The organism is Actinoplanes oryzae (genome assembly GCF_030757795.1).
GTDB lineage: Bacteria > Actinomycetota > Actinomycetes > Mycobacteriales > Micromonosporaceae > Actinoplanes.
Window position 1 is genome coordinate 20,236 of the sequence record NZ_JAUQWH010000026.1, and the last position, 20,338, is coordinate 40,573.

The following is a 20,338-nucleotide window of genomic DNA, read 5'->3' on the forward strand; positions in this document are numbered from 1 at the left end:
TTCCGAAGGAGTCGCCCTTGAGTCGCCGTGCACCCAGGGCGTCCATCGATCCCGACTCCCGCAAGACCTGGCTGCGCCGGGCCATGCCGCTGGTCAAGGCGCACCGGGTCATGCTGATCACCTCGCTGGTGCTGTCCTTCGCCGGGCTGATCGTGCAGGTGCAGATCCCCAACCTGCTGCGCATCGGCATCGACAAGGCCGTGGTGGAGCGCGCCGCCCCGCTGTCCGTCTATGTCTGGGGCATCGTCGGCCTCGCCCTGCTCCAGGGCCTCATCAACTATCTGGCGCGGCTCTACCTGCTGCGTACGGCGTACGAGATCGAGTACGACCTGCGGAACATCGTCTACGCCCACCTGGTCCGCATGCCGTTCGGCTTCTTCGACCGGGTCCAGTCCGGCGAGCTGATGTCGCGGTCCAGCTCCGACATCCGGGCCGTGCAGATGTACCTGTCCTTCGGCCCGTCGATCCTCGTGCAGTGCCTCATCGCCGTGGCCGCCTTCGGGCTGATGCTCTCGATCAACGTCCCGCTGGCCCTGGTCGCCATGGCCACCATGCCGCTGATCGGGCTGCTCGGCGTCGGCATGCGCAAGGCCGTCTTCCCCGTCTCCTGGCTCATCCAGTCCCGGCTGGCCCGGCTCGCCACCATCGTCGACGAGAACATCCAGGGCGTCCGCATCGTCAAGGCCTTCGCCGCCGAGGGCCGTCAGCTGCGCTCGCTGGGCGAGGCCGCCGACCGCATCCGGTGGGCGTACGTGCAGGACGCGCGGATCCGCAGCCGCTGGAACCCGGTGCTCGACAACTTGCCCCGGCTTGGCCTCGCCCTGGTCCTGCTCATCGGCGGGCTCATGGTCCTCGACGGCCACACGACCGTCGGCACGATCGTGGCGTTCAACTCCTACGTGCTGATGCTGCAGCCGCCGTTCCGCCTCCTCGGCATGATGATCATGATGGGTCAGCGCGCCTCGGCCTCGGCCCGCCGCATCTACGAGATCCTCGACACCCCCAGCGACGTGGTCGACGCCCCGGACGCCGTGGACGTCGCGCTCGCCGGCGACGTGCGCTTCGAGGGCGTCCGCTTCTCCTACCCGAACGGCACGCCCGCGCTCGACGGCCTCGACCTGCATCTGCGCCCCGGCGAGACGGTCGCCGTGGTCGGCGCGACCGGCAGCGGCAAGTCCACGCTCGGCCGCCTGCTCGGCCGGTTCTACGACGTCACCGAGGGCCGGGTCACCCTCGACGGGCACGACGTGCGCTCGCTGCGCCTCGACGCGCTGCGCCGGCAGGTCGGCATCGTGCCGGACGAGCCGTTCCTCTTCTCGCTGTCGATCCACGACAACATCGCGTACGGGCGGCCGTCCGCCACCCGCGCCGAGGTCGAGGACGCCGCCCGGGCCGCCGGGGCCGACGGCTTCGTCCGTGAGCTGCCCGACGGCTACGACACCGTGGTGGGCGAGCGCGGCTACACCCTCTCGGGCGGCCAGCGGCAGCGCATCGCCATCGCCCGGGCCCTGCTGGTCAACCCGCCGATCCTCGTCCTCGACGACGCGACCAGCGCGATCGACGTCACCGTCGAGCAGGCCATCCACGAGTCGCTGCGCGAGCGCATGGCGGGCCGCACGACGCTGATCGTCGCGCACCGGCTGTCGACGATCGGGCTGGCCGAGCGGGTGGTCCTGATGGAAGGAGGCCGGATCGTGGCGGACGGGACACATGCGGGTCTGCTGGCGTCGGAGCCCCGCTATGCGAAGGTGCTGGCGGCGTCCTTGGACACCGTCGCATGAGCATGTTCGGTGGTGGCTTCGGCGGCTTCAACGCCGGCGGCAGGCCGACGGTGGGCGCGGCGGGCCGCAGCGGCAACGGGCTGCCCTTCGCGGGCATCCCGGCGGACCTGGCCGAGGGCGTCGCCCGCCTCGAACGCGCCGAGCCCGGCGACGGCGACCCGCACGTCGCCTTCGACCCCGTCGCCGACCGGGGCGGCCGGGTGTCCTTCACCCGGCTCGTCGCCGGGCGCCCCGGCATGCTGGTCGCCGCGGTGGTGGCCGTGCTCGTGGAGACCTTGCTGCTGCAGGCCGGCCCGTTGCTCGTCCAGATAGGAATCGATCATGGCATCGGGGGCCGGAACCTGCCCGTCCTGATCGGCGCGACGGTCGCCTTCGTCGCGGCGGTGCTGCTCACCGGCGTGGCCACCGCGGTCCGCATGCGCCAGAGCGGGCGGCTCGCCTCCTCCGCCACCCGGGACCTGCGCATCCGCGTCTTCGCGCACCTGCAGCGCATGTCGCTGGACTATTACACCAAGGAGAAGGCCGGCGTCACCATGACCCGGATGACCTCCGACGTGGAGAGCCTGCAGACCCTGATCGGCGACGGCTTCGCCCAGTTCGGCATCCAGGCCCTCACCATGGTCGTGGTCACGGCGGTCCTGTTCCACTACAACGCCGGGCTCGCCCTCGTCACGCTGCTGCTGGTCGTGCCGCCGCTCACCGCCATGTCGCTGTGGTATCGCAAGGCGGCCGACCGCGGCTACAACCGGCAGCGCGACGCCATCGCCACCATGTTCGCCGACCTCTCCGAGAGCCTGAACGGCGCCCGGGTCGTCACCGCCCACAACCGCCAGGAACGCAACATCGTCGGCCACCGCGAGGTCGTCGGCGACTACCGGGACGCCAACGACTTCACCGGCCGCATCAACGCCCTCTACGGCCCCGGCTCCTCGGTCATCGGCATGCTCGGCATGGCGGCGCTGCTCCTCCTCGGCGGCCGCATGGTCCTGCGCGGCACGCTCACCATCGGCGAGCTGACCGCCTTCGTGCTCTACCTCAACGCCTTCTTCCAGCCGGTCCAGCAGCTCGTCCAGCTCTACACCCAGTACCAGCAGGCCCGCGCGGCGGTCGGCAAGCTCAACGGCCTGCTCGCCACCCCGCCCTCGGTCGCCGAGTCCCCGGACGCGGTCGCCTTGCCCCGCGTCGAGGGTTCGCTGGTCTTCGACGACGTGAGCTTCGGCTACCTTCCCGACCGGCCCGTCCTGGCGCACGTCAGCCTCACCATCGCCGCGGGGGAGACCATCGCCTGCGTCGGCCCGACCGGCGCCGGCAAGTCCACCCTCGCCAAGCTGGTCACCAGGCTCTACGACCCCACGGCCGGCCACATCCGCATCGACGGCCACGACCTGCGCGACGTGACCCTCGAGTCGCTGCGCCGCCAGATCGGCGTCGTCCCCCAGGAGCCCTTCCTCTTCGCCGGCACGCTGCGCGACAACATCGCCTTCGCCCGCCCCACCGCCACCGACGCCGAAGTCTGGGCCGCCGTCGACGCGGTCGGCCTGCGCGACCTCGTCGAACGCACCCCGGAAGGCCTCCAGACCCCCCTCCACGAACGAGGCCAGTCCGTCTCGTCGGGGGAACGGCAACTGCTCGCCCTGGCCCGCGCCTTCCTCGCCGAGCCGCGCGTGGTCGTCCTCGACGAGGCCACCTCCAGCCTGGACCTCCGCAGCGAGCTCAGGGTCGAGGCCGCCCTGGACCGCCTCCTCGAAGGCCGCACGGCCATCCTGGTCGCCCACCGCCTCTCCACGGCCATGCGAGCCGACCGCATCGTCGTCGTCGACGACCACCGGATCGTCGAGACCGGCACCCACGCCGAGCTCCTGGCCGCGGGCGGCCGCTACGCCACGATGTTCGAGACCTGGGCGAGCACCAGCACCCCGACCGCCACCTCCTGACCCCGCCTCACTGGCGCGGGCAGAGTGTTCAGGTGACCGAGGAGAACTATCGCCGGCGTAGTGCGGATCCGGCGGTGATGAAGGCGGCGAGGAACAGGTAGACGGCGCCGCGTTCGAAGAAGCCGATGAGCACGCTGATCCCGGCGGCGAGGATGCCGCCGAAGGCCACCAGGGAGACCAGGCCGAGGGCGCCGAGCACCACGCAGATCCGGCCTGTCCCGGGGGACAGTCCGAGTGCCTGGTGCCGGCGGCCGAGCAGTATGGCCAGGACGTTGCCGCCGATGAACAGGCCGAAGGCGCCGAGCCCGTGGTAGGTGGCGGTGCCGTTCTCGATGGCTTCGCCTGATCCGGGAAACAGGCCGACCAGCACACCGCCGGCGGCCAGCAGCACGGCCATGGCGGTGAGCGTCCAGCGGCGGGCGCCGCGCAGGCCCTTCAACAGGAGCACGCCGACGAGAGCGGCGACCCCGAACGTGACGAAGCCGGTGTTCATCACCCAGGCGAGTGGTGAGTACATGTACTGGTCGAAGGCCGTCGAGGGACCGTGGACCCCGAGGTCGCTGATGAAGTGGTAGGTGTAGCTGTAGGGCGGGTCGGTCCAGGCCGAGGCGGCGATGAACTCGGCGAGGAAAAAGACGATCCCGCTCGCGACGAGTGCCGTTCCCGCCGTGCGGCGACGCGGGGAGGCGAGGGTTTCCCGCGGTGTTTCGCCGGCTGCGATGGCGATGTCGTGGCTCATGGTGCCCTCCGGGCGTGTGCGGACTGCGGGTTGCCGAACCAGCGCCGGGCGGCCTGGTCGAGGCCGTCGTGCTCGGCGTTCCGGTCGCTCGACCAGGCGACGACGCCGTCGGGGCGCACGAGTACGGCGGTGTAGCCGAGGTCGTTGCGGGCCGGGCCGGTCACGTACCGGATCCGGTCGGTCCAGCCGGCGAGCGCATCGTGTCGGTGCCGGTCGGCGGTGAAATCGAGCACGACGCCTCGCCCGTCGTTCAGCAGGTCGCCGAGCATGGTGCCGTCGCCGAGCCGGAAGTCCGGGGCGTTGCGGCCGGTCAGTGGGTGTTCGTCGCCCACGTCGTAGCGGTTGGCGACACCTGAGGTCCGTTCCCACACATACGTGGTGGCGTCCGCGGTGGCGAGCAGGTCGCGCATCAGCGTTTGCAGGGCCGGTGCGTACTGGTCCGGCCGCATGACCGCCACCTGGGCGCGGGACCAGTCCAGCACCCGGGCGCCGATCGGGTGCCGCTCCTCGGCATAGGTGTCCAGCAGGCCGTCGGGGGCGGTGCCGCGCACGGTTGCGGCGAGTTTCCAGCCCAGGTTCAGGGCATCGCCGATGCCGAGGTTGAGTCCTTGGCCGCCGAGCGGGGAGTGGATGTGCGCGGCGTCGCCGGCCAGCAGCACCCGATGCTGCCGGTAGGTGGTGGTCTGCATGGCCCGGTCGGTGAAGCTGGAGGCCAACTCGACCTCGTCGACGGTGACCTCGACGCCGGACACGCGACGCAGGACGGTTTGCAGATGGTCCGGCGTCAAGGGCTGGGAACGGTCGAACGCGCCGCCGTCGAAGTCCATCATGCCGATGTAGCCGCCGGCGGGCATTCGCAGGTACATGCCGTTCGGTGTCACGTTGAAGCCGGGGCTCAGCTTGTCCCGCCCCTCGACGCCACCGGTGAACAGGTAGCCGGTCAGCTGCGGTTCGGTGCCGGCGAAGTCGAACCCGGCCAGCCCGCGTACGGTGCTGCGCCCGCCGTCACAGCCGACCACCCAGCGCGCCGGGTATTCCTGCCCGCCGGCCCGCACCACCACGTGCTCGTCATGCTGGGTCAGGCCGGTGGCCTCGATGCCGCGCCGGATGTCGACACCCAGTTCGGCCGCCCGCTGGGCGAGCACCGACTCGACTGCGTCCAGGCTGGTCAGCATGCCGTCCATGGCCGGCCCGGGCAGCCGCAGCGACAGGGTGGCCGGGCTGACCTTCGCCGGGTCGAGCATGATGCCGGCGAAGTGGTTCACCGAACGCGGCGCCGGAGTCCGCGGCGCGTCGGGATCGGCGCCCACCTCGTCACGGCCGCCCGATGCGGCCAGCAACCGCGCCAGCATCCCGCGGCGGTGGAACGCCTCGACCGAGGCGGCGTTCAGTCCCCGCAGCCCGAGCGGGAACGTCCGCCACGGCGAGTGCGGCTGTGCCTCTCGTTCCAGCACCGTCACTGAGCAGCCCGCCAGGCCGAGCTCGCACGCGAGGAACAGCCCGACCGGGCCACCGCCGACGATCACTACATCACGCATCAGAATCTCCCTCGGTCAGCGGTGGATCAGTGGAACAGCGACGGATCGATGGCGTCGGCGAGGAGCCGGTAGCCGGCATCGTTGCCATGCAGGTGATCGCCGGCGTGCAGGTCGTCGCGGATGCGGCCGGGGTGGGCCGGGTCGCGCCAGGCGGCGTCGAAGTCGATGACGCCGTCGAAGGCGCCGCTGGTGCGGATCCAGTCGTTGACCGCCTGACGTGCGGACTCGCCCGCCGGTGTGTGTGTCTCGGAGCCTTCGTCGGGGGTGACCGTGGTGGCGTAGATCTTCACGCCGCGGTCGCGCGCCCGGGCGATCAGCTGCCGGTAACCGGCGATGACGTCGTCGGAGGTCACCGGGTCTCCGGGGAACATGGCCAGGAACCCGGCCAGGTCCTCGTCCTCGCGCGGCGCGTTGGCGATGCTGATGTCGTTGTGGCCCAGCGACACGATGACGTGGCCGAGGCCGGGCGTGGCCAGCACGTCGCGATCGAAGCGGGCCAGGCCGGCGGTGCCGAGGCCGTCGTTGAGCATCCGGTTGCCGCTGATGCCCTGGTTGCAGACGTAGAAGCCGCGTTCGGCCAGCAGCTCCGGCCAGGTCTGATACGCCCCCGGGGTCGAGCCGAAGCCGTCGGCGAGAGAGTCGCTGAGGACGACGATGGACGTGGCCGGGGCCTCGGGAACGACCTCGACGGCGGAGATCAGGGCCCGCGCCGGCAGTGACTCGGCCTTCTCGGGCACGGTGGCTGCCTCGACGGCGTTGCCCGCGATGATCCAGCCGGGTTCCAGCGACGAGTCGTGGTAGGTGCGGGTCTGCACCAGTTCCGGCAGGTAGAGGCTGATCGACAGCGTGGTGAGCGCGGGCAGCGGCAGGTCGATCGGGTCGCTGAGGATCGGCGCCCCGGCCGGGACGGTGACGTCCGGCCGGCCGGCGAAGGTCAGCACGCGGGCGGTGCCGGCCTCGATCGCGCCGCTGACGGCTGCGAGGCCGATCGCCGCCGCGCCGATGGCCAGCGGGGTGGTGCCGTATTCGTTGGTCAGGCGGACGCGGACGCGGGCTCCGCCGCCGCTGAGGCGCACCACCTGTCGCAGGGTCACATCGGCGAACGGTGGTACGTCGTCCAGGGACCCGAGCCCGGCGTCCGGCGCCTGCGGCGCAGCGCTCCAGGTCCGGACCCATCCGTGGGTGGTTGCGGCGGTGGTCTGAGTCACCCTGTGCCTCCGTGATACGTCAGGTCGTGTGCGGAGCCGCCCGATGCCGGGGCTGTCCGCGGCGGCGTGTCAAAGCTGACGGATGCCGCTCACACGGCGCTCTCACGGCGCTGGCACACCGGCGATCGCCGGCTCACACGGTCAGATCGGGGAGAGTCAGGCCATCAAGGTGGCGGGGCCGGCCGCGGCCGCCGCCGCTTGGCTTGCCTCGAGTCCCCAGCCCCGGCGGTACGCCCGCCCGTAGGCTTCGTCGCCCAGCGTCGCGCGCCCGCGGTCGGCGAGTTCACGTATCCAGGGATCGGTGTTGTCGTGGGTGCCGCGCAACCGGGACGCGGCGCCGAGCAGGACAGCCGATTCGAGCGGCTTTCCGCACGCTGCGGCGAGCTCGGCGGCGTGTACCGCCACGACCGCCAGAATCGGCAGGTCCTGGGTCCGGCACGCCGCCGCGTACGCCTGGTCCAGCGCCTGCCGCGCCCCGGCGAGATCACCAGCCCGGACGAGCAGCGCGGCACGCAGGCCGGCGAGCAGCGCCCGGAGGTGGTCGCCGGGGTGGGCCGCGCCGCTACGTACCGGCTGTTCGGTCTCGTCGAGCAGGCGGGCGGCGCGACCCGGGTCGCCCAGCCGCAGCCACGACTCGGCCTCCCGGGCGTTGACCAGCAGTTGCAGGTCGGCCGAGTTCGTGTGCAGTGCCCGTTGCCGCACCGATTCGATCATGGCGATGGCGGGGGCGGTGTCGCCCTTGCGGAGGTGCAGGTGGATCCAGCGCAGATCGCTGTCGATCTGGTCGCCGATGCTGAGCGCACCGAACTCGCGGGCCAGGGATCGGGCCTCCCGCAGGTCGGCCAGCGCCCCGTCGAGATCGTCGTACTGCCGGAGCTGGGATCGCAGGGGTAGCGCGGCGGCCTGCCCCCACCGGTCGCCGACGCCCCGGAAGCACGTCAGGGCCGCCTGCACCTCGGTCCGCGCGCGGCCGAGTTCGCCCGCGCCCTCCGCGATCTGCGCCTGAAACAGGTGGGCGAGTCCGGTCAGCCACGCGTCACCGGAGTCGGTCAGCTCGGCGAACCCGAGCAACGCGGCATGATCCTCCTGCAGGAAGGTCAGCAGTACCGGGGCGAAGACCGCGTAGGGGCTCGGCAGCCGCGCGGAGCTGAGCAGCCGGTCGGCGACCTCACGCATGCGGGTGCGATCGTCCACGACCTGCTCGGCGCTGTGCTCGACGTGGGTGTCGGCGCGATTGAGCAGGAGCACGGCTTCGGCGCAGGCGCGTTCGGGCGTCGGCTCGCCCCCGGGTACCGCGAGTGCCTCACCGAGCCAGTAGGCCGCTTCCGGGTTGCGCCCGAACAGCTGCCAGAACCAGGTCAGACTCAGCGCGAGGGCGACGGCGCCGGAAGCGTCGCCGGCGTCGCATCGCCAGCGCAGGGCGGCCAGGGCGTTGTCGTACTCGGCGCGGATGACGTGGATCGCGCGCAGCTGGGCCGGTCCGCGCAGCTGGGGGTCGTGCTCGGCGAGCAACCCGGCGAGGTACGCCGCGGCCAGGTCACGGGTGGTCTCGAGCCGGCCGGTCTCGGCCAGGCGCTGGGTGCCGAACTCGCGGATCGTCTCGAGCATCCGGTAACGGCCCGGTTCGGCCGCGAGCTGCAGCAGCGACCGGTCGACCAGCCCTGCGAGCAGCTCGGGGACGTCGCCGGGCGGCACCGTGGTGCCCGCGCAGACCGCCACGGCACAGGCGGAGGTGACACCGCCGGGCAGGATCGAGACGCGCTCGGCGACCGTGCGCTCCTCGTCGCTGAGCAGGTCCCAGCTCCAGGCGATGACCGACCGTAGTGTGCGGTGTCGTGACAGCGAGGTCCGGTTTCCGGTGGAGAGCAGCCGGAACCGGTCCGACAGCCCGTCGGCCAGTTCGGGTAGTGACAGGGTCCGCAACCGGGCTGCCGCCAGCTCGAGGGCCAGCGGGAGCCCGTCCAGTCCGCGGACCAGGCGCAGCACCTCCGGCAGCGCGGCCTCCAGGTCGAGGCCGGGGCGCACGGCGGCTGCGCGCTCCCGGAACAGCCGCACCGACGGTGCGCGCAGGATCTGCTCGATGCCGTCGTCCGGGCCGGGCAGGGCGAGTGGCCCCAGCGGCACCAGTGCTTCGCCGTGGACGGCGAGGGGCTCGCGGCTGGTGGTCAGCACGTGCAGCCCCGGGCTACGCGACAGCAGCGCCGCGCACAGCAGCGCCACCGCTTCGATCAGGTGCTCGCAGTTGTCGAGCAACAGCAGGCACTCTCGGCCGTCGAGTTGCTCGACCAGGACCTCCAGTTCGTCGCCGTCCGCGGGTTTACGTCCGTCTTTCCGCGCGTCGAAGAGCGCGCCGCCGCGCAGCCCGATCGCCGCGAGCACCGCGGCGGCGACCTTGGCCGGCTCGGTCACCGAAGCCAGATCGATCATCCACGCGCCGTCGTGATACTCGTGGCGGTGGTACCGGGCGGCCTCGACCGCGAGCCGGGTCTTGCCGGCGCCACCCGGGCCCACCACGGTGACCAGCCGCCCGGCGGCGAGCAATGTTCCGATGCGTTCGAGGTCGGCGTCACGTCCGATGAGGCTCGTCAACGGGGTCGGCAGATTGCCCGGTTTCGGTCTCTCCGCGGCGGCGGGGGTCCGCAGCAGATCCACATGCCGGTCTCGCAGGGCGGTGCCCGGATCGGCGCCAAGGTCCTCGGCAAGGGCCTCGCGGAGCCGCTCGTACCGGCCCAGGGCCTCGGCTTGGCGGCCCTGTGCGGCGAGGGCGTCCATGAGCAGTCCGGTCGCTCGCTCGTGAACGGGCTGCCCGGTGAGCAGAGCAGCCAGGCGAGCCTCGGCCGCTGCGGGCTGACCCAGGGCCAGTTCGGCGCCGGCCAGATCGACGACCGTCTCGACCGACAGGTGCGCCAGCCGCATCGCGGTTGTGGGCGCCACCCCGGCGACGACGGCCGGCTCCGCGCCCGGATACGCGCCCCACAACGTCACCGCCTCGGTCAGCAGGGCCGCCGCCGTGATCGGGTCACCGGCGCGCAAGCGATCGCGGCCGGCCGTGGCGAGCTGCTCGAAGCGCAGCGCGTCGACGTCGTCCGCGTCGATGTCCAGGAGGTAGCCACCGGCGGCCTGCTCGACGCTGCCGGGCGAGCCGAGAATGCGGCGCAGCCGGGAGACGAGGGACTGCAGCGCATGGGCGGGGCCGGCCGGTGGGTCGTCGGCCCAGATCGCGTCCACCAGCACGTCCTGCTCGACGGATCGGCCACCGGCCAGCGCCAGCCGTACGACCAGCGCCCGTAACCTGGCACCCGGAACCGCGACGGTTGCCTCGCCGCGAGCGGTCCGGAAAGCGCCGAGCAGGGTGACGCGCAGCATCGCACCCCCTTCCCTCTGATGATCACGGCGCGAACCACGCCGTCGTGTGCCCGCGGGCGCAACTCCGGTTGTCCCCGCACCCTAGCTCCGGCCGGACGGGATCCACGTCGAAGCCGTCGATCCGAGCCCTGCGGCCTGGCGCCTCGACCATGACGACGATCGGGTCCCGCCCGTGGCCGAGGCAGCGAAGGGCATCGTCGGGGCGGTACTGCGGGCCCAGGACGCACCTGGCGGCACTCAGCGGTGCCGACCCGTACCCCCGTCGCCGCCCGCGCGGGCACGCCACCGGCTGAAAGCGGCGCCGCGGCGCCGGGCCGGAACGGGGCGTTCCCTAGACTTGGCGTCTGATGGACGACACCGACGCGCGACCGATCCGGACCTTTCACCCGCGCCGGGGGCGCATGGGCAACCGGCATGCCGAGGCCTTCGCGGAGTTGTGGCCCCGGTTCGGGATCACGATCGAGGACGGCGACCGCAGCCCACTGGACCTCGCCGAGCTGTTCGGGCGGGAGGCGCCGGTCCTGCTCGAGATCGGCTTCGGCATGGGGGACAGCACCGCGGCGATGGCGGCGGCCGATCCCGGGCGGAGCTATCTGGGGATCGAGGTGCACACGCCCGGCATCGCGAATCTGCTGGCGCTGGTCGGGGAGCGGGGCCTCGGCAACGTCCGGGTGGCCCATGGCGACGCGATGGAGCTGGTCCGGCGGCTGTCGCCGGGGAGTCTCGACGCCGTGCACGCGTTCTTTCCCGACCCGTGGCCGAAGGCGCGGCATCACAAGCGGCGCCTCATCCAGCCGGCCAACGTGGCGCTGCTGCGGGAGCGGCTCAGGCCGGGCGGGACCCTGCACTGCGCCACCGACTGGGCGCACTACGGCGAGGCGATGCTGGAGACGCTGGACGCTGATCCGGGGCTGGTCAACGCGTACGACGGCTTCGCCCCGCGGCCGGAGGAGCGGCCGCTGACGAAGTTCGAGCAGCGGGGGGTCCGGGCCGGGCGGGCCATCGTCGACCTGGTGTTTCGCCGCATTTGACCTGTTTCGGGGGGCTGCGGACCGTACGCTGAGAGGCGGAGGTCGCGCATGCCACTCAGCGAAGACGCCGGCGCGCTGAACAGTGGCGCCGCGGATCACCTCGCCGCGCTCGTGGCCCGGGCGACCCGCGCGCCGTGCGCCCTCGTGCACTTCGCCGAGGACGGCCGGCTGCGGCTCTGGGGCGGCTACGGCCTGGAGACCCCGCGCGAGCGGATCAGTGACCTGCCCATGGACGAGGGCCTCGCGGGCATCGTCGTGTCCACCGGCAAGGAGCTGGTCATCGACGACCTCACCACCGGGGAGTGGCCCGTCGAGGCGCCGGGACGGCGGCCCGGGGCGTTCCTGGCGTTCCCGATCCGGGGCGAGCACGGCGACATCCTCGGCATGTGCTGCGTGGTGGAGCCGGAGCCCCGGAAGTGGGAGGACGCCGACGTGGCCGCCGTCGCCGAGGGCGCCCGGGTCGGCACGCTGCTCATCACCGAGCACCGGGCCCGGCAGGAGATCGACCGGCAGCGCCGGTTCCTCGACGCCGTGCTCGACAGCCTGCACGACGGCGTCACGGCCTGCGACGCCGACGGCAACGTGGTGCTGCTCAACAAGCGGATGCAGCAGCTCTGGGGCGACCGCCCGCTGCCGCGCACGATGGCGGACATCGACGTGATCGCCGGCTTCACCGACGGGACAGGGGAGCCGGTCCGGCGCGCGGACATCGCGATCCTGCGGGCACTGCGCGGGGAGCCCGTCCGCAACCACGAGGTCGAGCTGCAGGGCCGCGGGCGCCCCACGCGCCACTACGTCGTGGACGCGCAGCCGATCACCGGGCCGGCCGGCGACACGATCGGCGCCGTCCAGGCGATGCAGGACGTGACCCGGCGCAAACGGGCCGAGCGGTTCCGGACGTGCGAGATCGAGGTGATCACGGCGCTGGCGGAGGCCCGTACCGTCGAGGCGGCCGGGCCCCGCGTGCTGGAGGCCATCGTCCGGACCCTGGGCTGGACCCACGCCGAGCTGTGGCTGGTCGACGACGCGGCGCAGACGATCCGCTCGGCGGCGCAGTGGAGCGCCCCGACCTGGGACGGGGGCATCGAGGTCCCGGACGAGCTGCCGTACGGCGTCGGGCTCGCCGGCCGCGCGTGGCAGGCCGGCAAGCCGCTGTGGATCCGCGACGTCGGCCGCCCGCAGAGCCTCATCTCGCCGGAGACCGCCGCCGAGTCCCGGCTGCACGCCGCGCTGGCCATCCCGGTGCGGCACGGGCTCGAGGCGCTGGGCGTGCTCTCGGTCTTCGCCGACAGCGCGGAGAACCACGAGGACGAGCTCGTCGCCCTGATGTCCGGCATCGCCGCGCACATCGGGCAGTTCCTCGAGGCGCGGCTGGTGGAGGACCTGCAACGCCAGCTGATCCGGACCAAGAACGAGTACCTGGCGCTGATCGGGCACGAGCTGCGGACGCCGCTGACGTCCATCGCGGCGTACACGGAGCTGTTGCGCGAGGCCGACGCGAAGACGCTCACCGAGGACGGGCCGGCGATGCTGGAGGTCGTCGACCGGAACACCACGCAGCTGCGGCACATCATCGGCGAGCTGCTGGAACTGTCCGCTCTCGACACCGGGCACGCCGAGGTGCAGCTCACGCCCATCGACCTGGCCGAGGTGGTGCGCGAGGCCGTCGCCCGTACGCGGGAAGCAGTCGACGGGGAACCGCTCACCATCGACGCCGACCTGCCCCCGCAGCTGGTGTTGCCCGGGGACCGCAAGCGCCTGCGCCAGGTCCTCGACAACCTGCTCGGCAACGCGGTCCGCTACAGCCCGGACGGCGGCCGCGTCACCGTCACGCTGCGCGAGGAGGGCCGGGCGGCGGAACTGTCCGTCTCGGACACCGGCATCGGCGTCTCCCCGGACGAGCGCGAGAAGATGTTCACCGGCCTCTACCGGACGAGCCGGGCAAGGGACAGAGCCATTCCGGGTACGGGCCTGGGCCTCACCCTGAGCCGCGCGGTCGTCCAGCGGCACCACGGCAGCATCGAGCTCATCGACGACGACGGCCCGGGCACCACCATCCGCGTCCGCCTGCCGCTCGACGCCCGCTGACATCGGCGCTCCGAGTTGTGCCGGTGGGCCGGGGCCGGTAGGGAGGAGGGGTCCCTTCTCGTTCCGGAGGCACGATGAGATCCACTTTGGCCCTGCCGATCACGGCGGTCGTGGCGATCGCCACGACGGCGCTCGTGCCCACCGGGGCGAGCGCGCACGGCACGAAGGCAACCCCCACGGCGATCGGGTACGGAGGCGCCGTCACCACCGTGGACGCGACCGCCACCGCTGTCGGCCTCGACGTGCTGCGCCGTGGCGGCAACGCGGTCGACGCCGCCGTGGCCGCGGCTGCCACCCTCGGCGTCACCGAGCCGTTCTCCGCGGGGATCGGCGGCGGCGGCTTCTTCGTCTACTACGACGCCAAGCGCCGGACGGTCAGCACGATCGACGGGCGGGAGTCCGGGCCGGCGACGATGACCGAGCGTACCTTCATCGATCCGGCGGACGGGTTGCCGTACGACTTCCCGGAGGCCCGGGTCAGCGGTCTTTCCGCCGGCACGCCCGGTACGCTCGCCACGTGGGAGGCCGCGACGCGCAAGTGGGGCAGCCGCTCGCTGGGCAGCCTGTTGCAGCCGGCCGCCGCCGTGGCCGATCGGGGCTTCGCCGTCGACGCCACCTTCAACCAGCAGGTCACCGACAACCTGGCCGCGTTCGCGCAGTTCAGCTCGACCCGTGACCTGTACCTGCCCGGTGGCGCGCCGCCCGCGGTCGGCAGCGTCCAGCGCAATCCGGATCTGGCCGACACCTACCGGCTGATCGCGCGCAAGGGCACCGGCGTCTTCTACCGCGGCGCGGTCGGTGCGGACATCGTGCGTACGGTGCAGAATCCGCCCGTGGCCACCGACCCGGCGCAGCCGTGGGCCTACCCGATCCGCCCCGGCGACCTGCGGCTCTCCGACCTCAGGAACTACCAGGTGCGCTACCCGGCGCCCACGAAGTCGGACTACCGCGGGCTGACCGTCTACGGCATGTCGACGCCGTCCAGCGGTGGTGTCGCCGTCAGCGAGGCGCTCAACATCCTGGAGCGGACCAAGCTGTCCCAGGCAGACACCATCAAAGCCCTGCACTGGTACGCCGAAGCCTCCGCCCTGTCCTTCGCCGACCGCAACCGCTACGTCGGCGCGTACACGCCGGACAGCATCCTGAAGAAGCTGGTCAGCGACTCCTGGGCCGGTCAGCGCGCCTGCCAGATCAACCCGTCGCGCGCCCTGACCAAGCCGGTCGCCCCCGGCGACATCAACGCGACCGGCTGCTCGCCCGCCGCCGTCGGTGGCCCCGTCGAGCAGGGGCAGAGCACCACCAACCTGACCGTCAGCGACAAGTGGGGCAACGTCGTCGAGTACACGCTCACGATCGAGCAGACCGGCGGCAACGCGATGGTCGTGCCCGGCCGGGGCTTCCTGCTCAACAACGAGCTGACCGACTTCAACTTCACCGGCACGCAGGGCACCGCGCCCGACCCGAACCTGCCTGGCCCGAACAAGCGTCCCCGCAGCTCGATGTCGCCGACCGTCGTGCTGAAGGACGGCAAGCCGTTCCTCGCGCTCGGCTCGCCGGGCGGCGCCACCATCATCACGACGGTGCTGCAGATCCTGCTCAACCGGGTCGACCTCGGCATGACCCTGCCGCAGGCGATGGCCGCCCCGCGCGCGTCGCAGCGCAACACCGCCGGCATCCAGGCCGAGCCCGCCTTCCACGCCCGGTACGGCCCGCAGCTCGAAGCCCTCGGCCACACGTTCGGCCCCGACGTCGCCGAGCTGGGCGCGGCGACGGCGATCGAGTTCACCAGGCACGGCGGCCTGATCGCCACCGCCGAGCCCGCCCGGCGCGGCGGCGGGGCGGCAGCGGTCGTCAAGCCGTCCCGCTGACCGCCCGAAACCCGGGACGGCTCCCCCGAGCCGTCCCGGGCCCATGTCCACCGAAGGCGGCGGGATGATCACCGGTTACGACAGCGTCATGATCGCCCGGTCGCCGGCCGGCCCCGCCGTCCGGGCGATGCTGGACGGCCTGCACAACCGATGGCCGCACATGCTGGTCGGGCGGAGCGAGGCGGAGGAGACCGCGATCGGGCCGTTCCTGCCCTGGCTCCGGACGCGCGACCACGTCCCGGCCGGGACCGGCGAGCTGTATGTCGCCCGGGACAAGGGCATGGAGAAGGACTGGGACGACTACGGCTACGACCTCAGGGACGACGGCGAGGGCCCGTTCGCGGTGCTGTACCGGCCGTCGCCGCGGTCCACGACGGCCATCCGCGTCGACGAGGAGCCGTACGAGGACCGGGGTTTCCGCTTCTCCCCGCACCCGGCAGTGTTGGTCACCGCCGGCCTGTCGCTGATCACGATGGTGACCCCCGACGAGGGGAGCCCCTTCAGCCGCGACCTCCGCGACCGGCTGACCCGGGCCCTGAGCCGGCGGCCGTAGCCCGGGGAATTGCGACGTCCGGTTCTGCCGCATGTCGGCACGCTGTCCGTCGCGGGGTTGACAGCCGGCCCGCGACCGGATCCGATGACCGCGTGAGGGCCGTCACGTACACCCGCTATGGAGGGCCGGACGTCCTGCGCCTGGCCGACGTGCCCGCGCCGGTCCCCGGCGATCGGGAGATCCTGATCAGGGTACGGGCGGCCGAGGCGACCAAGTCCGACTGCGAGTTCCGGAGCTTCCGGTTCCCGGTGAAGGCGACCTGGCTCCCGCTGCGCCTCGTGCTCGGGGTCACGCGGCCGCGGCGTCCCGTCCTGGGCATGTACTTCGCGGGTGAGGTGGTGTCGGCCGGCGGGCGGGTCACCCGCTTCGCCCCGGGCGATCAGGTGTACGGCTGCACCGGCCTGCGACTGGGTGCGTACGGCGAATTCGTCGTCCTGCCGGACCGCGCCGCCCTCGCGCCCAAGCCCCGCACGATGACGTTCGCCGAGGCGGCCGCCGTCCCGCTGGGCGGCCTCAACGCCCTGCACTTCATGCGTCGCGCGCGGATCAGGCCGGGGGAGCAGGTGCTGATCAACGGGGCCGGTGGCAGCATCGGCGCCCACGCCGTCCAGATCGCGCGCTCGATGGGGGCGGACGTCACCGCGGTCGACCACGGGACCAAAGAGGACTTCGTCCGGCGTCTCGGGGCCGGCGACTTCGTCGACTACTCCACAGTCGACGTGACGACCACGGGCCGGACGTTCGATGTCATCTTCGACATGGTCGCCGCGAGCCCGTACCGGCGGCTCGTCGGCATGCTGCGGCCGGGCGGGCGCTATCTGCACGGCAATCCCCGCCTGTCGGTGCTCGTCCGCTCGGTGCCGGCCACCCGGTTCACCGACAAGACCGTCACCGTGGCCTTCGCCCCGGAGACGAGCGAGGCCCTGGCCACGCTGACCAAGCTGATCGAGGCGGGTGTGGTGCGGCCGATCGTCGACCGGATCTACCCGATGGCGGAGGCCGCCGTCGCGCATCGCCGGGTCGAGACCGAGCAGCGGCTCGGGGCGGTCGTCATCGCCGTCGACGAGCGCGACGAGCAGCCCGTCTGATCCGGTCGGGCGCCGCGCCGCCCGGGCTTTGGCCGACTTTGATGAGCGCCGCCCGGGCCTGGTCGACTTTGATGAGCGCCGCCCGGGCCCTGGCCGACTTCGATTAGCGGGGCCGGGCGGCGTGGCGCGGGCGGCCGGGCCGGTGCGGATCATGGCCGCAAATCGGCCGATTATCAGTCGATCATGCTGATTCCCGATGAAGGCGCCCCGGCGCCTCTATTGTGGACGGATTCGCCCGGGTCCGCCCGTGCCGCGCGGGGATTCGTGTGACGTTTCGGAAACCTTGATCTATCACTATGAGTGTTCGTCTGGATACGATCAGCGGCGAGAACTGTGGCGTGCCCATCGGTGTACGCGCCCCTTCCCCCTCCCGGCTTCCCCCGCCGCTTGCCGACCCCCCGAGGAGTTGCAGTGGACGCCTATTTCTTGACCGAACGCCATGATCGGCTGCGCAAGGAGGTGCGGGCGTTCGCCGAGACCGAGGTGCGCCTGCGCGTCGGTGAGATGGAGGCCGCACGCGGCGTCCAGCACGACCTCGCCCGCCTCATCGCCCGGCAGGGCTGGATCGGGGTCACCATCGGCCCGGAGTACGGCGGCATGGGCCTCGGTCACCTCGCCAAGACAATCATCATCGAGGAGCTGGCCCGGGTCAGCGGGGCGATGGGCGCGATGGTCCAGGCGTCCCAGCTCGGCGTCGCGAAGATCCTGCACTTCGGCGACGACGAGCAGCGGGCCACCTGGCTGCCGCGCATCGCCGCCGGCGACTGCCTGCCCACGATCGCCGTCACCGAGGAGGAGTCCGGCGGCCACGTGCTCGGCATGACCACGACGGCCGTACGCGACGGCGACGACTACATCCTCAACGGCGGCAAGGTGTACGTCGGCAACAGCCACGTCGGCGACCTGCACGGCGTGGTCGTCCGGACCGGGCCGGGGTCCAAGGGGCTGTCGGCGTTCCTCGTCGAGGCGGACCGGCCCGGCTTCTCGCTCGGCGAGCACCGGCCCGCGCTGGGGCTGCACGGCTTCAGCTTCGGCGAGCTCATCTTCGACAACTGCCGGATCCCGGCGGCCAACCGGCTGGGTGCCGAGGGCGACGGCCTGCCGGTGGCCTACTCCTCCAGCATCCTGTACGGCCGGGCGAACCTGACCGCGGTCGCCCTCGGCATCCACCAGGCGCTCGTGGAGGAGACGACCGCCTTCGTCACCGACCGGCACCGCTACGGCAAGCCGCTCGGGGACCTGCTGCCGATCAAGCTCAAGCTGGGCCAGATGCAGTCCCGGCTCATGACGGCCCGGCTGGCGGCCTACCACGCCGTGCACACGCTGGACCAGGGCCTGCCGTGCGACGCCGAGCTGATGAACGCGAAGTTCGTCAACGTCGAGTCCGCTCTGGACAGTGCCCGCAACGCCATGGAGATCCACGCGGCGGCCGGCCTCTTCCCCGACCGCCCCGTGGAACGCTACCTGCGCGACGCCCACCACATCTACGCCCCGGCCGGCACCTCCGACGTCCAGCTGCTGCGCCTCGCCGAGTTCGCCCTCGGCACGGCGAAGGGCCAGTGGTCCGAGCGCCTCGCCGCCCACCCGTCGCCCGAGGCCGTCACCAGCTGACCCCGCGCCGGTGTCGCTGGCGGGTCGTGCGCAGCGTGTCAGCGGCCGTCCTCGCGGCGGTGGATCTGCTCGATCAGCTCGGCGGCCATCGACTTGATCGTCTCCAGGCCCGGCCGGCCCCACGGCCGCGGCTCCACGTCGACCACGCAGATCGTGCCCAGCGTCGTGCCCGTGCGGTCGATGAGCGGCGCCCCCAGGTACGAGCGGATGCCGATCTCGTCGACCACCGGATTGCCGGCGAACCGCGGGTAGTCGCACACGTCGTCGAGGACCAGCGCCTTGCGGCGGACCACCACGTGCGGGCAGTAGCCGTGGTCGCGGTCCATGACCCGGCCGGGCGTCGCGCTGTCGTCGCCGCGGGAGACGGTGTGCAGGCCGGCGAAGTACTGGCGGTCGGCGCTGATGAAGTTGACCATCGCGTACGGGGCGCCGGTCACCTCCGTCAGCCGCCGCGCGAACTCGTCGAACTCGGGCACCGGCTGGTCGCCCAGGCCCAGGTCGGCGAGGCGGCGCATGCGCAGGGGCACCTCGGGGTCGACCGGGGTCAGCGGCTGGTGCGGGACGGAGTCGTAGATCATGCCGGGCTCCCTACGGGCGTCGGGAAGGGGGTGGGGGCGTTGCCGAGCAGGTGCCGCACGAGGCGGATCAGTACGCCCGTGGCGGAGCGGGTGTCCCGGGCGTCGCAGGTGACGATCGGGATCGCGGGGTCCAGGTCGAGCGCCGCGCGCAGATCCCGCGCCTGATACTTGTACGCGCCGTCGAACTCGTTGACCGCGACGACGAACCGGATGCCGCGCGACTCGAAGAAGTCCACGGCGGCGAAGCAGTCCTGCAGCCGGCGCGTGTCGGCGAGCACCACCGCGCCGAGCGCGCCCGCGGACAGCTCGTCCCACATGAACCAGAAGCGCTCCTGACCGGGCGTGCCGAACAGGTAGAGGATGTGGTCCCGGTCGACCGTGATGCGGCCGAAGTCGAGGGCCACCGTCGTGGTCGCCTTCTGTTCCACGCCGGCCAGGTTGTCCGTGCCGATGCTGGCGGACGTGATGAGCTCCTCCGTGCGCAGCGGCTCGATCTCGCTGACCGCGCCCACGAAGGTGGTCTTGCCGACGCCGAACCCGCCCGCGATGAGCAGCTTGAGCGCCGTGGGAAGGGGGATCGAGGGCTCAGAGCCGTCGTTGTAGCGCATCGAGAATGGTCTCCAGTACCGCCGTGGTGGTGGGTTCGTCGGGCTTGCCGGGCGACCGGGTGTGCACGGCGCCGGCGTCGACGAGGTCCGAGAGCAGGATCTTGGTGACGACGGCCGGCAGGCGCAGGCGCGCGGCCACCTCGGCGACGGTTGTCGGGCTGCGGCAGAGGCCGAGCGCCTGGGCGTGATCCGGCTCGAGGTGGCCGTGCGGCTGCCGGCCGGTCGCGATGACCATGGACAGCAGTTCCATGCGGGTGCTGGGCTCGGTGCGTCCGTTGCTCACCGTGTACGGCCGGACGAGCCGCCCCGCCGCCTCGTCGAGCCACTGCTCGTGCTCAGCACCCACG

Annotated in this window: 15 protein-coding genes; 8 read left to right on the top strand and 7 right to left on the bottom strand. The window is 72.3% G+C overall.

Annotated elements, in window-relative coordinates; genetic code table 11:
• The first annotated feature begins 17 nt into the window (after positions 1 to 17).
• Both RBH18_RS11805 and RBH18_RS11810 read left to right on the top strand, forming a co-directional pair.
• Positions 18 to 1,781, top strand: coding sequence for an ABC transporter ATP-binding protein (locus RBH18_RS11805; RefSeq protein ID WP_306206853.1), 1,764 nt, complete (start codon positions 18 to 20; stop codon positions 1,779 to 1,781).
• Positions 1,778 to 3,715, top strand: a complete 1,938-nt coding sequence (locus RBH18_RS11810; protein WP_306206855.1) for an ABC transporter ATP-binding protein — start codon at positions 1,778 to 1,780, stop codon at positions 3,713 to 3,715. Before RBH18_RS11805 ends, RBH18_RS11810 begins: the two co-directional genes overlap by 4 nt.
• 46 nt (positions 3,716 to 3,761) lie before the next feature.
• On the opposite strand, the gene RBH18_RS11815 is transcribed toward RBH18_RS11810, so the two are convergent.
• The 4 genes from RBH18_RS11815 to RBH18_RS11830 all read right to left on the bottom strand — a co-directional run bounded on the left by RBH18_RS11815 (position 3,762) and on the right by RBH18_RS11830 (position 10,566).
• The gene (locus RBH18_RS11815; RefSeq protein ID WP_306206857.1) at positions 3,762 to 4,454 is read right to left on the bottom strand and encodes a DUF998 domain-containing protein; all 693 of its coding nucleotides are present in this window, start codon (positions 4,452 to 4,454) and stop codon (positions 3,762 to 3,764) included.
• On the bottom strand, positions 4,451 to 5,992 hold the full coding sequence (locus RBH18_RS11820; protein ID WP_306206859.1) for an FAD-dependent oxidoreductase: 1,542 nt from the start codon (positions 5,990 to 5,992) through the stop codon (positions 4,451 to 4,453). The genes RBH18_RS11815 and RBH18_RS11820 overlap by 4 nt, the downstream gene beginning before the upstream one ends.
• Before the next feature lie 26 nt (positions 5,993 to 6,018).
• The gene (locus RBH18_RS11825) at positions 6,019 to 7,200 is read right to left on the bottom strand and encodes an SGNH/GDSL hydrolase family protein (protein WP_306206861.1); all 1,182 of its coding nucleotides are present in this window, start codon (positions 7,198 to 7,200) and stop codon (positions 6,019 to 6,021) included.
• Positions 7,201 to 7,356: 156 nt separating this feature from the next.
• The gene (locus RBH18_RS11830; protein ID WP_306206863.1) at positions 7,357 to 10,566 is read right to left on the bottom strand and encodes a BTAD domain-containing putative transcriptional regulator; all 3,210 of its coding nucleotides are present in this window, start codon (positions 10,564 to 10,566) and stop codon (positions 7,357 to 7,359) included.
• Positions 10,567 to 10,913: 347 nt separating this feature from the next.
• Here RBH18_RS11830 and trmB point away from each other — a divergent pair, with 347 nt between their 5' ends.
• The 6 genes from trmB to RBH18_RS11860 all read left to right on the top strand — a co-directional run bounded on the left by trmB (position 10,914) and on the right by RBH18_RS11860 (position 18,805).
• Positions 10,914 to 11,597 carry a tRNA (guanosine(46)-N7)-methyltransferase TrmB gene (gene trmB, locus RBH18_RS11835; protein ID WP_306206865.1) on the top strand — a complete coding sequence of 228 codons (684 nt, stop codon included), beginning with the start codon at positions 10,914 to 10,916 and terminating at the stop codon, positions 11,595 to 11,597.
• A 48-nt stretch (positions 11,598 to 11,645) separates the two neighbouring features.
• Positions 11,646 to 13,685, top strand: a complete 2,040-nt coding sequence (locus RBH18_RS11840) for a sensor histidine kinase (protein ID WP_306206867.1) — start codon at positions 11,646 to 11,648, stop codon at positions 13,683 to 13,685.
• Between the two features lie 74 nt (positions 13,686 to 13,759).
• The gene (ggt, locus tag RBH18_RS11845) at positions 13,760 to 15,553 is read left to right on the top strand and encodes a gamma-glutamyltransferase (RefSeq protein WP_306206869.1); all 1,794 of its coding nucleotides are present in this window, start codon (positions 13,760 to 13,762) and stop codon (positions 15,551 to 15,553) included.
• Between the two features lie 64 nt (positions 15,554 to 15,617).
• Positions 15,618 to 16,106, top strand: a complete 489-nt coding sequence (locus RBH18_RS11850; RefSeq protein ID WP_306206872.1) for a hypothetical protein — start codon at positions 15,618 to 15,620, stop codon at positions 16,104 to 16,106.
• Between the two features lie 92 nt (positions 16,107 to 16,198).
• Positions 16,199 to 17,194 (top strand): NAD(P)-dependent alcohol dehydrogenase, encoded by a 996-nt coding sequence (locus RBH18_RS11855; RefSeq protein ID WP_306206874.1) that lies wholly within the window; start codon positions 16,199 to 16,201, stop codon positions 17,192 to 17,194.
• Between the two features lie 411 nt (positions 17,195 to 17,605).
• Positions 17,606 to 18,805 carry an acyl-CoA dehydrogenase family protein gene (locus RBH18_RS11860; RefSeq protein WP_306206876.1) on the top strand — a complete coding sequence of 400 codons (1,200 nt, stop codon included), beginning with the start codon at positions 17,606 to 17,608 and terminating at the stop codon, positions 18,803 to 18,805.
• Between the two features lie 38 nt (positions 18,806 to 18,843).
• On the opposite strand, the gene RBH18_RS11865 is transcribed toward RBH18_RS11860, so the two are convergent.
• From RBH18_RS11865 to RBH18_RS11875, 3 genes are read right to left on the bottom strand one after another with little or no spacing between them, the layout of a single operon-like run.
• On the bottom strand, positions 18,844 to 19,383 hold the full coding sequence (locus RBH18_RS11865; RefSeq protein ID WP_306206878.1) for a GAF domain-containing protein: 540 nt from the start codon (positions 19,381 to 19,383) through the stop codon (positions 18,844 to 18,846).
• Positions 19,380 to 19,991 carry a GTP-binding protein gene (locus RBH18_RS11870; RefSeq protein WP_306206881.1) on the bottom strand — a complete coding sequence of 204 codons (612 nt, stop codon included), beginning with the start codon at positions 19,989 to 19,991 and terminating at the stop codon, positions 19,380 to 19,382. Before RBH18_RS11870 ends, RBH18_RS11865 begins: the two co-directional genes overlap by 4 nt.
• The gene (locus tag RBH18_RS11875; protein WP_306206883.1) at positions 19,969 to 20,337 is read right to left on the bottom strand and encodes a DUF742 domain-containing protein; all 369 of its coding nucleotides are present in this window, start codon (positions 20,335 to 20,337) and stop codon (positions 19,969 to 19,971) included. The genes RBH18_RS11870 and RBH18_RS11875 overlap by 23 nt, the downstream gene beginning before the upstream one ends.
• Between the last annotated feature and the right edge of the window lies 1 nt (position 20,338).